Source organism: Desulfobulbus sp. (assembly GCF_030824455.1).
Classification (GTDB): Bacteria; Desulfobacterota; Desulfobulbia; order Desulfobulbales; family Desulfobulbaceae; genus Desulfobulbus.
This window is the reverse complement of sequence record NZ_JAVBXR010000123.1, coordinates 14,325-28,599: the sequence shown is the minus strand read 5'-3', so window position 1 is coordinate 28,599 and position 14,275 is coordinate 14,325. Positions and strand designations below refer to the sequence as shown.

Sequence of the window (14,275 nt, the reverse complement as noted above, 5' to 3'; positions counted from 1 at the left end):
CCTAAAGAGGCGCAATGGATACGCAATGCGTGGTGGTCGGCATCGGCAACCCCTATCTCCAGGACGACCGGGCCGGCGTGGTCGTGATCGAGCGGTTGGAACAGGAGAACCTGGCCTGCCGCACCGAGGTGGTCTACACGGTGGGGTTCGAGGTGATGGACAAGATTCGGGGCTGCGAGCGGGCGATCATTGTCGACGCCTGCATGCTCGGCAACGAGCCGGGATCGATCCTTGAGGTCGGGGTGGACGACATCTTTTCCACCCACGCCCTGATCAATTCACACGCCATCACTCTGGGCACGACCCTGAAGACCGGCTATCTCTGTTTTCCCGAGGAGATGCCGGCGGATATCCGCATCCTGCTGATTGAGGTCAAGGAAATCAAAGAGTTCACCCAGCAGATGTCGCCCGAGGTCGAAGCGGCGGTGGAGATTGTGGTGGAACGGATCAAGAGCTTGATCGCCGGCAAGGTTGCGGCAGGATAACCGGGAGACGTGGGGCAATTGTCCCTGCCGGTTTGTCAAGGATTGCTGCCATTGTTTCTTCCTTTCCGCTGGCGTTGTCCGCCCAGCCCGCCGAGGACCGGCCACCCCGGATCTGATCCGGCTCGAACCGGGGGGGGGAGCCCTGGCGGTTAGTCTTTGTCGATATCAGTTTCCTTTATCGGGCGATAGATATAGACATTAATGCCTTCTTTCAGGGTGACCATCTCCTCGGCTATGCTTCGATACTGTGCGAGAAAGGCATCCCGGAACGCACCGACCTCGGTCGTCATCAGGCTTTGCAAACGAAGATTTTCTTCGCGGTCTTTTTCGGTGGGAGCGTAATTCATGTCCTTCATGCCGCTCTGTTCAAAGGCCTTCAGCTTGATGTCTATGCCCCTGAGTTGAACCTGTAGATCAATCAGATTGGGCACGACGGCGTTAATGAGCGGGTAATAGATATGTCGGATCTTGAGGATGGTGTTCATCAACTGCTCTTCCAATTCTTTGCGTCGCAGGTAAGTGCCGGCCCTGACGACAGCCACCCGCACCTCCAGAAACAGATCCCGGTCACTTGCATAGAGAGTCCGGACGTCCGCCTTGGCCGGGTCCATCATCGTGAAATCGATAACGGCCGACTGGAGGAAATATTCCCATTTATCCACGGCGATCCGCAGAGCCACCAAGGCTTCGCGTTCTGCTTCGCGTAGACCTTTCTTGACGTCGAGTGAGGTGCGACCAATCTCCTCAACCTTTTTCGCGATCTCGTCAGCCCTGCGCTCAGCCTGCTTTGCCAACGCTTCAGCCTGGCTCTGTGCCTGACGTGCCGTTTCTTCCGCCTTCTGTTCGAGACGCTTGAAACCAAGGTCCAGACTCTTTTCAAAAATGGACTTGAGCAGATACAGGAAGACCGACAGCAGGAGCAGGATAGGCGCCGACACGCTGAGGGTGCTCGTTAGCAGATCAAATAATTTGTCGATCATCAGTTTTTCAGGCTCCCTATATTTCAGTTCGGCGCAAGCTTTACCATAAAGGCCAAGCGGCTCCCGGCGGTGGTTACTGCTCGTTGTCCGCCCAAAACATACTGCTGATTCCCTGATTTTCGTTGCATGTCATAACGGCAAGGGGAGGCCGACATTTTAGCGCTTGGCAATGTTTTTCCGCCGCGCTGTGCCGCCGAGGGCCAAGCAGACCGAGGCCATCAAGCAAAGTGCCACATTTTCTCAACTTCCTTGGGCATAGCCTGTGAAAGTTCTCAAGCGAGCACCGCCAACTTTTACCCATTGATTTTACATGCAAAAATAAGGCTTGTTTGCCGCGAGCCGATGGTCGCCGATTAATCAATTGAAATTATTAAACTTTTAAGAATTGTTAATCCGGCGACAGATTGCGGGATGATGAAAAACCGGTTTTGTGGAATTATTTCCGGAATTAACAATATTGTGTAACAATTCAGAAGAGTCCTCGAAAATTTCGAGAAAAGTTCTTGATAAAATTTTGGAGTGATTTTTCAGATTCCCACCCCTCCGGGCACTTGCCCTGTTTCGTCCCGAAAACGTGGCCCGTGCGCTTCTGGTCGACAGCGAACAGGAGTAGTGCCGGGGCGCGCAGAAAAAAGAATGCGGCGGCGGTCAACAGGTCAATTGAAACGCAAAATTTCCGGTTTTAAAACCCGTGGCATACTGCGGCATGATACAGACGCCGGGGGATGGCGTGACCTCGACAACATCAATGTGGCAGAGACGATGCAGCGGGTTGCCGAGCTGATTGCTGCGGAGAAAGGAATTTCGCCAGCGCTCAAGGATAACTCCACGGCCAACGAAACCTATTCCGCTCCAGCGTCGTCCATCTGCGTCCATTGCAGCGGTGTATCCCTTGGGAGCAGCTCACGCGGTGGCGCTTCAGCGTTGAATCAGCGGCGGGCTCTTGACGAACCGAACGGCCGGTATAATTATCTCAAGCACTGTTGTTCACCGCCTGTTGTTTGATCGTCAGACCGTCATTCGTCTCGAATGACATACCCCTTCCATGTCCCAGTGGAGTTTCACACCATGCACACCCTCTCGAAACCAAACAAGAAAACCGTCTTCGCCTCCTGCCTGCTGTGCCTGACGCTGTTGGCCGGCGGGTATCACCCCGTCCACGCCCAGACCGAGGAAGACCTGGCCCTGCTGGATCGTTCCGCCAAGGCCTTCTCCTCGGTGGTCAAAAAAGCCGGGCCTGCGGTCGTCCACGTTGGGGTGGAGAAGGAAACCGCTGCCAAAAACATGGGCCAACTGCCTTCCGATCTGTTCAACGATCCCTTCTTTGAACGCTTTTTTGGTCCGCAGTTCCGCCATCCCCGCGCCAACCCCAGACAGGACAAGCAGACCTTTAAGCAACAGGCCGCCGGTTCCGGTTTTATCATCGCCAGCGACGGCTACATCCTGACCAACAACCATGTGGTGGAAGAGTCCAGCAAGATTACGGTTCGCCTGGCAGATCAGCGTGAATTTCCCGCCAAGGTGGTGGGAACCGATCCGCAGTCGGACGTGGCCATTATTAAAATCGACGCCAAGGATTTGCCGGTGCTGCCCCTGGGCAATTCCGATTCTCTGGAGGTGGGCGAATGGGTTATCGCCATCGGCAGTCCCTTTGAGCTGAGCCAGACGGTCACAGTCGGCGTGGTCAGCGCCAAGGGCCGCAACCGCATGGGCATCACCGACTACGAAAATTTCATTCAGACCGACGCGGCCATCAACCCCGGCAACTCGGGCGGACCGCTGCTCAACATCCGCGGCGAGGCCGTGGGCATGAACACTGCCATCTTTTCACGCAGCGGCGGCTACATGGGCATTGGCTTCGCCATTCCGATCAACATGGCCAAGAGCATTGAGCAGCAGTTGCGCAAGAGCGGCAAGGTGACGCGCGGCTGGCTGGGCATCCTCATTCAGGACGTCAACGAGGAGCTGGCCAAGTCCTTTGGCGGCAAGGTCGGCGGCGGAGCGCTGATCTCCGAGGTGACCGACGGCTCGCCCGCCCAGAAAAGCGGTCTGCTCCAGGGGGACATCGTCACTGCCATCAACGGCGAGCAGGTCAACGATGTGGCCGATTTGCGCAACAAGATCGCCATGACCCCGCCCAACACCGAGTTGAAGCTGCGGATTCTCCGCGACGGTCAGGAAAAAGAGCTGGCGGTGGCTGTAGGCGAACAGCCCGCCGACATGGCCTCGGTGGCCAAGAAGATGACCGGCGCCGCCTTGAACGAACTGGGCCTTTCGCTCCAGGATCTGACCAAGGAAGTGGCCGAGCAATTTGGGTACAGCAAGGATCAGGGCGTGTTGATTGCCGATGTTGAGGAAGGCAGCGCCGCCGCCCAGTTGGGCCTCCAGGCCGGCCAGTTGGTGGAGGAGGTCAACCGGATCAGGGTCCGCAACCTCAAAGAGTTGCAGCAGGCCCTGAAGAAATCCAACAATCCCAAGCAGGTGCTGTTGCGAATCCGTTCCGGTGAACACAGCCAGTACGTGGTGCTGCAGAGCGAATAACCTTTCCCGCCTGCACAGGCTCTACACCAACGCAAACAGCCGGCACGGATCATCCGTGCCGGCTGTTTTGTTATGCCATTTTCATTTCAACAGTGAATTGCCCCTCCCGCGCCCAGCGCGTTCAGTCGCGCGATGGCGTGTTCACGCCGATGTGGTGTTCGATTTTTTTCAGCAAATCCTGGACGCTAAACGGTTTTTTAATAAGCACCGTTTCCAGGTTTTCGGTCTCCTCGGGCAGGATGTCGGCCGCATAGCCGGACATGAACAACACCTTGATTTCAGGCCGCATCTCTCTGATCTTACGGCTCAGTTCCCTGCCGTTGATCTCCGGCATGATCACGTCGGTGAGCAACAGATCGATTGCCTGTTCAGGGTTGGCGCAGATCGCCAGCGCTTCCTGCGGGGTGGCCGCAGCCAACACCGTATACCCGCCTTCCATGAGGATGTCGGTGGCCATCTGGCGCACCGTGTCCTCGTCCTCGACCAGCAGGATTGTGCCGCACCGTTGGACCGTCAGCAACGAGGACGCAGGCTCGACCGGGTCCTGCGGAACCGCCTCGCCGCGGGGGAAAAAGACCTTGAAGGCCGAACCCCGGCCCAATGCGCTTTCCACCAACACCAGTCCCTTGTTCTGGGAGACAATGCCGTACACCGTGGCCAGGCCAAGGCCGGTGCCCTTGCCGGTCTCTTTGGTGGTGTAGAACGGCTCGAAGATGTGCAGCAAGGTGTCCGGGCCCATGCCGCTGCCGGTGTCGCTCACCGTCAACTGCACATAGTCGCCTGCCGCGATCTCGGGATAACGTCGGGCAAAGGCGGCGTCCAAAACAACGTTGCGGGTGTCGACGAGCAATTGGCCGCCGTTGGCCATGGCGTCGCGGGCGTTGACGATCAGATTCATGATCACCTGGTCGACCTGGGCGGGATCCATCAGGATCGGCCACAAATCCTTGGCCAGCCGCAGTTCAAAGCGGATGTCCTCGCGAATCAACCGCCCCAACCCCTTTTTCACCCCTGTGACCAAGGCGTTGAGATCAAGCGCCTGGGGCGCAATCACCTCCTGGCGGGAAAAGGCCAGCAGTTGGCGGGTAATGTCCCGCGACAAAGTCGCCGCCTTGAGAATTTGATTAACGTAACTGCGCAATTTGTCCGGGGTAAGGGGCGCGCTGAGCATCAGATCGGCGTAGCCGAGGATCACCGAGAGCTGGTTGTTGAAATCATGCGCCACTCCGCCGGCCAATCGGCCGACGGCTTCTATTTTTTGGGCCTGGCGCAGTTGCGATTCCAGATTGCGGCGCTCTCTTTCCTCCTCTTTTTTGCTGGTGACGTCGACCATAACGCCACGCCGCCATCGGGGCGCACCGTCCTCGGCAACCACGGTGACGAAATCCTGCATCCAGAACACCTTGCCGTTGGGGTCGAGGAATCGGTACTCAAGTTGGTGATCCTTGCCTTGCGCGGTCAAGGCGACGGATTGGGCCTGGGTCTGTTCTCGATCATCCGGATGCAGATGTTCCAGCCAGAACCCCTCCCGGCGCCAGTCCGCCGCTGGATAACCCAGCAAGCGTTCCGCCTGCTGACTGACATAGGTGAAGGTCAAGGTCTTGGCGTCGGTTTCCCAGACAATGCCGTCCACCGAGTCGACCAGATTCAAAAACCGGGCGCGTTCGCGGCGCAGCTCCTCTTCGGTGCGCTTCTTTTCGGTGATGTCCCAGGCTATGCCGAGCACGCCGAGGAGATTGCCGGCGGTGTCGTAGACCGGCGTCTTGATCGTTTCTAGCAGTTCCCGGTGGCCGTCGTCGGCATAGGCCACCCACTCTTCGTTGACGCTGGGCTGACCGTTGGCGATGGCCTTTTGGTCATTCGCGCGAAAATGATCGGCCTGATCCGCCGAGACGAAGTCATAATCCGTCTTGCCGACGATCTGGCCCTCCAGCGCGCCGAAGAACCGTTCAAAGCGGCTGTTGCAGCTCAGATAGACGCCCGCCGGGTCTTTCATCCAGATCATGGCAGGAACGGTCTGGAGGAGATTGCGCAACCGCGCCTGTTCCTGAAGGAGGACGTTTTGCGCCTGCTTCAGTTCAGTGACGTCGCGGGCCATGAAATAGAGGCAAAGCTCTTCCTGGACTTTGATTGGGGTCAAAAACATCAGGGCGTGGCGTTGTTCTCCCGATTTTGTGCCGAGGCGAAACGCATAATTTTCCAGCCTGCCCTGGGCGTGAACAATCGCCAGCGCCTCAGTTCGGGCCTGCGTGGTCCATAAGCCCAGCTCCAGCGAGGTGTGGCCGAGCACCTCTTCCCTTTGCCACCCGGTGATGCGGGTGAACCCGTCGTTGATTTCCAGAAAGCAGCCGTCCTCCAGGCGGGTGATTCCGACCATGTCCGGCATTAGCTGAAAGATAGAGGCGTATTTTCGCTCGGAAAAACGCAAGGCCTCCTCGACCCGGCTCCGCTCGTCGACCTCCCGTTGCAGTTCCCGGTTGCGCGCCCGAATCCGCGACGGCCGGGCCGTCAACCACCAGATGAAGACCGCGACGCAGACGCTGTTGAGCGCGCCGATCAGGAACTGCGGCGAGCCTGCGGCCGTCATCCGCGGCCAGCCGCCTTTGCGCGTTGCCCCGAGCTGCCAGGCGCCGCCCGGAATGACCACCTCCATGCACACCGGCTGCCGCGCAAACAGGTCGGCGTCGCCGCGAATCATCTCGCCCGGCGCGCCTTGACCGTCGATCTTCCGCAACCCGACCTCCAGGGTCGCCGTTGAACGCACCTGGCTGGCGTCGAGCAGGGCGTCGACATTGGTCACCACCGACACAATGCCCCAATATCTGGGCGCGGATCCGGGATCGACGCCGACCAGGGTGAAAATCGGGACGCGGGCGATCAGGCCGAGCCCGCCCTGCACTAGTTGATGGGGCCCGGAGAACACCGCCGTGCGGGTCTCCATGGCTTGCCGCACGGTCGCGTACTGTTCTGGCATTGAGGCGTAGCGCAAGCCGATGGCCTGACGGTTGCCCTCCAGGGGATAGATCATGGCCAGGATGTTGTCCGGCGCAACGCCAATGATGCGAATTTGGGGATGCCCCTTGATGGCCTGCCGCGCCAGGGCGTCGAACAGATTCTGCTGAATGCCGCCCTGGTGGGCAATCACCTCGGCAAGCCCCGAGGTGGCGCTGAACACCGTGTTGACGCCCCCCTCCAGGCGGGCGCGGACGGCGGCAAGGTCGTTGATTGTCTGACTGCGGGCCTCGCTGACCTGCCGCTCGGTTTCCAGCAAGCCGACGCGCCAACTGACCGCCAGGCCCAGAATCAGGCTCAAGCCGGCCATTATCCAGGGATTCTGGGTCAGCCGGGCAATGAGGGTTGCTGTCTTTTTTTGCGGCACCTGCACCTCCAAAACGTCTTGGTTCTGAGGACCGACATCGGAGAACTGCCGTGAAACCCTTGGAATCTATAGCCTGAAGAATAGCAGGGGCGGAGTCAATGTCAAGCCGCTTGCCAAGCCGCTTGCCAAGCCGCTTGTGAATGGCGCGCACCGCCTTTTTTCCGTTGCCGGGCGCGGCGGCCTGCAATAGTATGGCAGCCTGGATGGAAACGGTTTGGCGAAGAGCAAAGGAGAACACAATGCGCATCCACGCCTTGCAGCACGTTGATTTTGAAGGACTGGGCCATATCGGCGCCTGGATCGAACATCAGGGCCATCCGCTGACCCTGACTCGCCTGTTTGCCGGCGAGCCCTTGCCCCGGCTGGAGGACTTTGACCGGCTGGTGATCATGGGCGGGCCAATGAACATCTACGAAGACGACCGCTACCCTTGGCTGGCTGAGGAACGGGCCCTGATCCGGGCGGCGGTTGAGGCCGGCAAATCGGCAATCGGCATCTGTTTGGGGGCGCAACTGCTGGCCGACGCCCTGGGGTCCAAGGTTTATGCGGGGGCGAACAAGGAAATCGGCTGGTGGCCGATCAGACTGACCGGGCCGGCCGGCGACGGCAAAGATGCTGGCCTGCTGGCCGGCCTGCCCGAGCAGCCGACGGTGTTTCACTGGCACGGCGACACCTTTGACCTGCCCCAGGGCGCGGTTCATCTGGCCGAGAGCGAGGGCTGCCGCAGTCAGGCCTTTGTGTTCGACAACCGCATTCTCGGCCTCCAGTTTCATCTGGAATCCACTCCGGACACCGTGCGCGCCATCCTGGCTCACTGCGGCCATGAACTGATCCCGGCGCGCTACGTCCAGAGCGAGGCCGAGATCCTGGCGAGCGATCCGGCGCTGTTTGCGCACATCAACCGGATGCTGGAAATCCTGCTCAACCGCTTGGCATAGCCTTGAAGAAGAAGGGCGGCGTTATTTTTGCTGCTCTTTGAACCGCACCAGGGAGGCGAGCAGATCGCAGCAGGGCGTCCCTACCCCGTATTTTCGGCCCTGGGCCGCCACATAACCGACCATGGCCTCGACCTCGGTCGGTTTGTTGTTTTCCAGATCCTGGAGCATGGAGGCGCGGTGGTTATAGGTGGCCGGAACCAGTTGGCCGTAAAACACCTTCTGATAGGCGGCCGCATTGGGCCAGGGGGTGGTCCCGCCCATTGCTGCGATCACGGCAAAGGTTTCTTCGATCACCTGATCCATGATCATCCGGGTTTCAACGCTGTCGGCCAGGGCGCCGTAATGAACGCCAAGGACCGCGCCCAAGGGATTGAGGGCGCAGTTGTAGAGCAGTTTGGCAAAGAGCGACTGGTAGACGTCGTCCACGGCAATGCTGGGCAGGCCGGCATGGGCCAGCGCCTCGGCCAGCCGTTTGGCCGCTCCGGGGATGGCGCCGCGCACGCAGCCGCCGACATGGACGGCATCGGCGGACACCGTGATTCGCACCGATCCGGGCCGCTCGATCTCAAAGCCGGTGATCACCCGACCTGCCAGGCTGCGTTCACGGCCCAACCGTTCCCCCAGTTTTTCCAGGTTGCCGCACCCATTCTGCAGCGACGCCACCGGGCAGTAGCAGTCCCGCATGCCGGCAATCTCGGTGATGGCCCGGTCGGTGTCGTAGGTCTTGGTGGTGAGCAGGACGGCGTCATATTCACCGCCTTTTCGCCCCTTGAGGCTGGCGAGTAGACCCAGCTGGTTGGCGGAAACCCTATATTCGCCAAAGATGCCGGTTACTTCCAGGCCCGATGTTTTCAGCGCGTCGACAAAGCGCGGCCTGAGCAGCAGATCGACCCGGTGGCCGTCCGCCGCCAGCATGCACCCGATGGCCTGGCCCAACGCCCCGGCCCCATAAATCAAAAAACGCATTGCATTCTCCTTGGCGCTCCTCGTCGCTCTTGCCGGAACACCTGAAAAACCGTACATTCAACTCCCAAACATCCCGGCCGGCGCGGGCGTATTGCGATGTCCGGCCTTTGCTTTTGCCTTTGCTTTGCGGACGACCAACGTGGAACTGATCATCATCGCCGCTGTTGCCGGAATGGCCGGAATGACCGGACTGACCTGTATGCCCGCCAACCGGGGGGTCATTGGCCTGCATAATACCATCCCCTGGCGGATACCGGAAGACATGGCCCATTTTAAAGCGACCACCATGGGCCATCCCCTGATCATGGGCCGCAAAACCTACCTCTCGCTCGGCGCGCCCCTGCCGGGACGGCGCAACATCGTGGTCAGCGCCAATCCCCGGTTCCGGCCGCATCCGGACTGCCTGTCGGCGTTGTCCCTGCCTGCCGCCGTCGGCCTCTGCGCGAACGCGGACAAGGCCTTTGTCATCGGCGGCGAGCAGCTCTACCGCGCGGCCCTGCCCCTGGCCGACACCCTGATTCTCACCCTGATCGACCGGGAATATGAAGGCGACGCCTTTTTCCCTGATTTTGCCGATCTCCCCTTCCGGCTGGTCGACAGCCGTCCGCTGGGGGCCGCCGTGCCGGCACGCGTCAACACCTACCGCAGGGAGGCGCCTGCTCCTCGCTCCGGCGACTTCCAGATCGGCTGATCGACTTTTCCCCGCCATCCCTGGGAATGGGGTGGGCATTTGCCCTGCTTTTGTGCTACACAAGGAACCATGCGACGATTTTTTCTTCCAGCCCATGCCCGCACCGACGACCGAATCGCCCTGACCGGACCCGAAGCCCGCCACATCGCCTCGGTGCTGCGCCTCAGGCCGGGGCAGGCCGTTGAGTTTTTCGACGGCCAGGGCGGCGTCTACGCTGCGGTGCTGCAGACGGCGGACAAAAACCAGGTAACCGCAACCATCACCGGGACGCGACAGGAAGACACGGATGTCCGCTTGCCGCTGACCCTGGCCCAATGCCTGCTCAAGGGCAAGAAAATGGATCTGCTGGTGCAGAAGGCCACCGAACTCGGCGTGCAGTCCTTTCAGCCGGTGGTGTCCCGGTACTGCGAAAACCACGGCGACCGCGACCATCAGGAAGAGCGCTGGCGCCGGATCATGATCGAGGCCTGCAAGCAGAGCCATCGCACCCTGCCGATGACCATCCTGCCGGCCACGGAGCTTGCGCAGATCGATTTTGCGCCCTTTGTCCATCGGTTGGCCGCCTGGGAGGAAGAGCAATTGGCGCCGCTGCCGACCAATTTTGCCGATCATCCCGGGCCGATCTGCCTGCTGCTGGGGCCTGAAGGCGGCCTGCACGCCGACGATCTCCAGGCGCTGCGCCAGGCCGAGTTCACCACCTTTTCCCTGGGACCGCGCATCCTGCGCGGCGAGACGGCCGCCCTGGCCGCGGTGTCCATTGTCCAGTACCTCGCCGGGGCGCTGCAACCGGCCGCAGGCTGCAATCCAGACTCCAATCCGTCTGCAATGCTGTGAACAACCGCCTGCGCGCGGCGGCGCGCTTCCCGCAACCCTTGCCGTTTTCCCTGTCCGCACGCCCATGAGAGCTGTTGTCCAACGCGTCAGCACCGCACAAGTCGAGGTCGACCAGCAGACCACCGGCGCCATTGCCGAGGGGTTGCTGGTCCTGCTCGGCGTCCACCGCGCCGACACCGAAAAGGATCTGACCTGGATGGTCGAAAAAATCCAGCATCTGCGCATTTTTGAAGACGACCAGGGGCTGATGAACCGCTCGCTGACCGACATTAAGGGCGAGCTGCTGGTGGTTTCCCAGTTCACCCTCTACGGCGATTGCCGCAAGGGCCGCCGCCCCTCCTGGAACGAGGCGGCGCCGCCCGAACTGGCCCGGAGTCTCTACGATCAGTTCATCGACTGCTGCCGCTTGCGCAACATCCCGGTCCAGGCCGGCGTTTTCCAGGCCATGATGCAAGTTTCCTTGACAAATTCCGGTCCGGTCACCATTTTGTTGGATTCCCATAAAACTTTCTGAAAACGGAGCATTATGACCTCGTTTGCCCTTGGCTCGACCTACCACGGCTTTGTCCTTGAACGGAAGGAATTCATTCCTGAAATTCATTCCACAGTGTTGCTTTTTACCCACGCGGTGTTGGGCTGTCAGGCCCTGGCGATTAAAAATCAGGACGTCAACAAGACCTTCTGCGTCTCGTTCATGACCGTGCCCGAGGATTCCACCGGCGTGGCTCACATCCTGGAGCACTCGGTGCTGATGGGGTCGGAGAAATATCCGGTTCGGGACGTGTTCGGCGAGATCAACAAGGGCGGGCTGATGACCTTTCTCAACGCCATGACCGGATCGGACACCACCTGGTATCCCTTTGCCACCCGCAACCTCAAGGAATACTTCAGCATCATGGACGTCTACTGCGACGTGGCGTTCAACCCGCTGCTGCTCAAATCAACCTTTGAGCAGGAGGGCTGGCATTACCACCTCGAAAACAGCGACGACCAGGTGCAGTTCATGGGCGTGGTGCTCAACGAGATGAAGGGCGCCTTTTCCGATCCGATCCGGGCCCTGTTCCACCACACCTACCAGGGGCTGATGCCGGAATCGACCTATGCCCACGAATCGGGCGGCGATCCCCGTCGCATCCCCGAGCTGAGCTATGAGCAGTTCGTTGCTTTTCACCGCTCCCACTACCATCCCTCCAACAGCACCTTTTTCTTCTACGGCGATGCGCCGCTTGACCAGGAACTGGCCTTTGTCCAGGAGAATTTCCTGGACAAATTCCCGCAGCCGGTGGCCAAAGCCCGGATCAAGGAGGGCTTGGACGTGACCGCGCCGCTGAACATTGAAGACAGCTATCCGGTGCAGCCGGGCAGCCCCCTTGAGCAAAAAACCTTCATGGCCATCAGCTCGGCCGTGGGCACGGTCCAGGACCGCAAACTCAACGCCGCCTTTCAGATCATTGCCAACATCCTGTTCAACTCCGACGGCTCGCCGCTCAAAAAAGCGGTGATTAACGCATCTTTGTGCAAAGATTTCGGCGGGTTGTTTCTTTCGAACTCCAGCATCAAAACCCTGATGATCACCTACCTGGTCGGCACCGACCTGGAAAAGCGGGAACATTTTCGCGCCCTCTACCAGGCCACCCTGACCCGGATGGTTGATCAGGGACTGGACCGGGATTTGATGCTCTCTGAATTGAACAAATATGAATTTTCGGTGCGGGAGGAGATGAACAAGGCCCAGCGCGGCCTGGATCTGATTGGCAAGGCCCTGCCCGCGCTCAAGCACGGCATGACGCCCTTTGACGCCCTGCAGATCGACGCCCTGCTGGCGGAAATCCGTAAGGACGCCACTGAAAACGGCTATTTCGAGCAGCTGATCCGGACCCACCTGCTGGACAACCCGGCCACGGTCACGGTGACCCTCGCCCCGGACCCGGAAAAAATGGCGCAGAATCTGGCGGATGAACAGCAGCGGCTGGCGGCCTTTGCCCAGTCGCTTGACGCCGCCGGACGCACCCAGTTGGTTGAGCGCACCCAGGAACTGATGGCCCTGCAGGCCGAACAGAATTCAGCCGAGGATCTGCGCCGCCTGCCCCGGCTTTCGCTCGACGATCTCGACGCCCGCCCGCCCTTTCACGCGGTGCAGCCTTCAACCCTCGGCGGGTCGGAATTGCTGATCAACGATCTTGAAACCAACGGCATCTGCTATCTGGACTTCGGCCTCGACTGCTCAGCCCTGCCGCTGGAACTGCTGCCGTATCTTGATCTGTTCGCCACCGTTCTCACCGAGATCGGCACCGAAACCAAAGACTACATGCAGTTCGCCAAGGCGATCAACCTTTGCACCGGCGACTTCTCGCACGCCTTCCAGGTCTACGTGCGGGCCGACGACCGCAACACGGTCCGGCCGATTCTCTGGCTGCAGATCAAGGCCCTGTCGTCCTATCTGGAGCAGGCGATTGCCCTGCTCACCGAGGTGCTGACCTCGGTTGATTTCTCCGACGAGCATCACATTGAGGAGATCGTCCACCGGGAATACGCCTGGGCGGAACATTCGGTGCAGAGCGAAGGGTACAGCCTGGCCTCGACCCGGGCCTTTTCCCACCTGAGCCGGGCCGGACAGTACAACGAGCATGTCCATGGCGTCCGGGCCTATCTGCACCTCAAAAACCTGGCCGGCAACTATGAAGCCGAAGAGGCCAAACTGCATGCGGCGCTCAAACAGATTCGCGAGCTGCTCTTCCGGCGGCAGGGGCTGATTGTCTCGGTCACCGCTGAGGACAAGGACATCCGCCGCTTCCAGGATCTGGGGCTGTCGGTTGTCCAGTCCCTGTCCGACCGGACGCTGCCGGCGGCGCAACCGCAGTTCGCAGCCACGCCCACCAGCCAGGGTTTCACCACCTCGGCCGAAATGGTCTACAACGTCCAGGCCTGCACCCTCTTTCCGGACACGGCGCGCTACAACGGCTCGTTTGAGGTGCTCAGGACCTGGCTTTCGCGGGATTATCTGTGGAATACGGTGCGGCAGATGGGCGGAGCCTACGGTTGCTTCATCCAGTTCAACCATCTGACCGGCAATTTCGGCATGGTCAGCTACCGCGATCCGCAGGTGAAAAAGACCTTCGAGGCCTACGAGGCCCTGCCCGGCGTGATCAGCGGCCTGGAATTGTCTGCGGAGTCGTTGCAACAGCTGATCGTTGGCGCCTATGGTTCGGCCACCCCGCATCAGGGCCCGGCCACTAGGGGCGCCGCCGCCCGCAACGACTATCTGGCCGGCATCACGCCCGCCTGCCGCCAGCAGCGCATTGAGGAGATTGTCCGCACCAGCGCCGGCGACCTCCGCAGCTTTGCGCCGCTCTTTGAACAGCTGCAGGCCTGCCGCTATCGGGCGACCATCGGCAGCCGCGAGAAAATTGAACAGGACAAAACCCTGTTCAGCGACATCGCCGAGCTGTAACCGGCAACCG

Annotated in this window: 11 protein-coding genes; 8 read left to right on the top strand and 3 right to left on the bottom strand. The window is 60.3% G+C overall.

The window, feature by feature from the left end; translation table 11 throughout:
* The first annotated feature begins 14 nt into the window (after positions 1-14).
* Positions 15-485 carry a hydrogenase maturation protease gene (locus RCH93_RS16835; RefSeq protein WP_306549592.1) on the top strand — a complete coding sequence of 157 codons (471 nt, stop codon included), beginning with the start codon at positions 15-17 and terminating at the stop codon, positions 483-485.
* Positions 486-634: 149 nt separating this feature from the next.
* Here the strand turns inward: RCH93_RS16835 and RCH93_RS16830 are convergent, their stop codons facing one another.
* The gene (locus tag RCH93_RS16830) at positions 635-1,465 is read right to left on the bottom strand and encodes a hypothetical protein (RefSeq protein ID WP_306549591.1); all 831 of its coding nucleotides are present in this window, start codon (positions 1,463-1,465) and stop codon (positions 635-637) included.
* 660 nt (positions 1,466-2,125) lie between these two features.
* Here RCH93_RS16830 and RCH93_RS16825 point away from each other — a divergent pair.
* Both RCH93_RS16825 and RCH93_RS16820 read left to right on the top strand, forming a co-directional pair.
* The gene (locus RCH93_RS16825; protein WP_306549590.1) at positions 2,126-2,470 is read left to right on the top strand and encodes a hypothetical protein; all 345 of its coding nucleotides are present in this window, start codon (positions 2,126-2,128) and stop codon (positions 2,468-2,470) included.
* Positions 2,471-2,533: 63 nt separating this feature from the next.
* Positions 2,534-4,006 (top strand): DegQ family serine endoprotease, encoded by a 1,473-nt coding sequence (locus RCH93_RS16820; RefSeq protein WP_306549589.1) that lies wholly within the window; start codon positions 2,534-2,536, stop codon positions 4,004-4,006.
* A 121-nt stretch (positions 4,007-4,127) separates the two neighbouring features.
* On the opposite strand, the gene RCH93_RS16815 is transcribed toward RCH93_RS16820, so the two are convergent.
* Positions 4,128-7,385: a PAS domain S-box protein gene (locus tag RCH93_RS16815; protein ID WP_306549588.1), complete on the bottom strand. Its 3,258-nt coding sequence runs from the start codon at positions 7,383-7,385 to the stop codon at positions 4,128-4,130.
* Positions 7,386-7,624: 239 nt separating this feature from the next.
* Here RCH93_RS16815 and RCH93_RS16810 point away from each other — a divergent pair, with 239 nt between their 5' ends.
* On the top strand, positions 7,625-8,323 hold the full coding sequence (locus tag RCH93_RS16810; RefSeq protein WP_306549587.1) for a type 1 glutamine amidotransferase: 699 nt from the start codon (positions 7,625-7,627) through the stop codon (positions 8,321-8,323).
* Between the two features lie 21 nt (positions 8,324-8,344).
* Here the strand turns inward: RCH93_RS16810 and RCH93_RS16805 are convergent, their stop codons facing one another.
* On the bottom strand, positions 8,345-9,289 hold the full coding sequence (locus tag RCH93_RS16805; RefSeq protein ID WP_306549586.1) for a ketopantoate reductase family protein: 945 nt from the start codon (positions 9,287-9,289) through the stop codon (positions 8,345-8,347).
* 139 nt (positions 9,290-9,428) lie between these two features.
* Here RCH93_RS16805 and RCH93_RS16800 point away from each other — a divergent pair, with 139 nt between their 5' ends.
* From RCH93_RS16800 to RCH93_RS16785, 4 genes are all read left to right on the top strand, one after another.
* Entirely contained in the window at positions 9,429-9,980 is a 552-nt protein-coding gene (locus tag RCH93_RS16800; RefSeq protein ID WP_306549585.1) for a dihydrofolate reductase, read from the top strand.
* A 69-nt stretch (positions 9,981-10,049) separates the two neighbouring features.
* On the top strand, positions 10,050-10,814 hold the full coding sequence (locus RCH93_RS16795; RefSeq protein ID WP_306549584.1) for a 16S rRNA (uracil(1498)-N(3))-methyltransferase: 765 nt from the start codon (positions 10,050-10,052) through the stop codon (positions 10,812-10,814).
* A 64-nt stretch (positions 10,815-10,878) separates the two neighbouring features.
* Positions 10,879-11,328, top strand: coding sequence for a D-aminoacyl-tRNA deacylase (dtd, locus tag RCH93_RS16790; RefSeq protein ID WP_306549583.1), 450 nt, complete (start codon positions 10,879-10,881; stop codon positions 11,326-11,328).
* 12 nt (positions 11,329-11,340) lie between these two features.
* The gene (locus RCH93_RS16785) at positions 11,341-14,265 is read left to right on the top strand and encodes an insulinase family protein (protein ID WP_306549582.1); all 2,925 of its coding nucleotides are present in this window, start codon (positions 11,341-11,343) and stop codon (positions 14,263-14,265) included.
* Positions 14,266-14,275: the final 10 nt, after the last annotated feature.

Excerpts from the sequence above, each read along its gene's own strand:
- RCH93_RS16835 (WP_306549592.1), top strand. The coding sequence starts at position 15 with ATGGATACGCAATGCGTGGTGGTCGGCATCGGCAACCCCTATCTCCAG.
- RCH93_RS16830 (WP_306549591.1), bottom strand. The coding sequence starts at position 1,465 with ATGATCGACAAATTATTTGATCTGCTAACGAGCACCCTCAGCGTGTCG.
- RCH93_RS16820 (WP_306549589.1), top strand. The coding sequence starts at position 2,534 with ATGCACACCCTCTCGAAACCAAACAAGAAAACCGTCTTCGCCTCCTGC.
- RCH93_RS16810 (WP_306549587.1), top strand. The coding sequence starts at position 7,625 with ATGCGCATCCACGCCTTGCAGCACGTTGATTTTGAAGGACTGGGCCAT.
- RCH93_RS16805 (WP_306549586.1), bottom strand. The coding sequence starts at position 9,289 with ATGCGTTTTTTGATTTATGGGGCCGGGGCGTTGGGCCAGGCCATCGGG.
- RCH93_RS16795 (WP_306549584.1), top strand. The coding sequence starts at position 10,050 with ATGCGACGATTTTTTCTTCCAGCCCATGCCCGCACCGACGACCGAATC.
- dtd (WP_306549583.1), top strand. The coding sequence starts at position 10,879 with ATGAGAGCTGTTGTCCAACGCGTCAGCACCGCACAAGTCGAGGTCGAC.
- RCH93_RS16785 (WP_306549582.1), top strand. The coding sequence starts at position 11,341 with ATGACCTCGTTTGCCCTTGGCTCGACCTACCACGGCTTTGTCCTTGAA.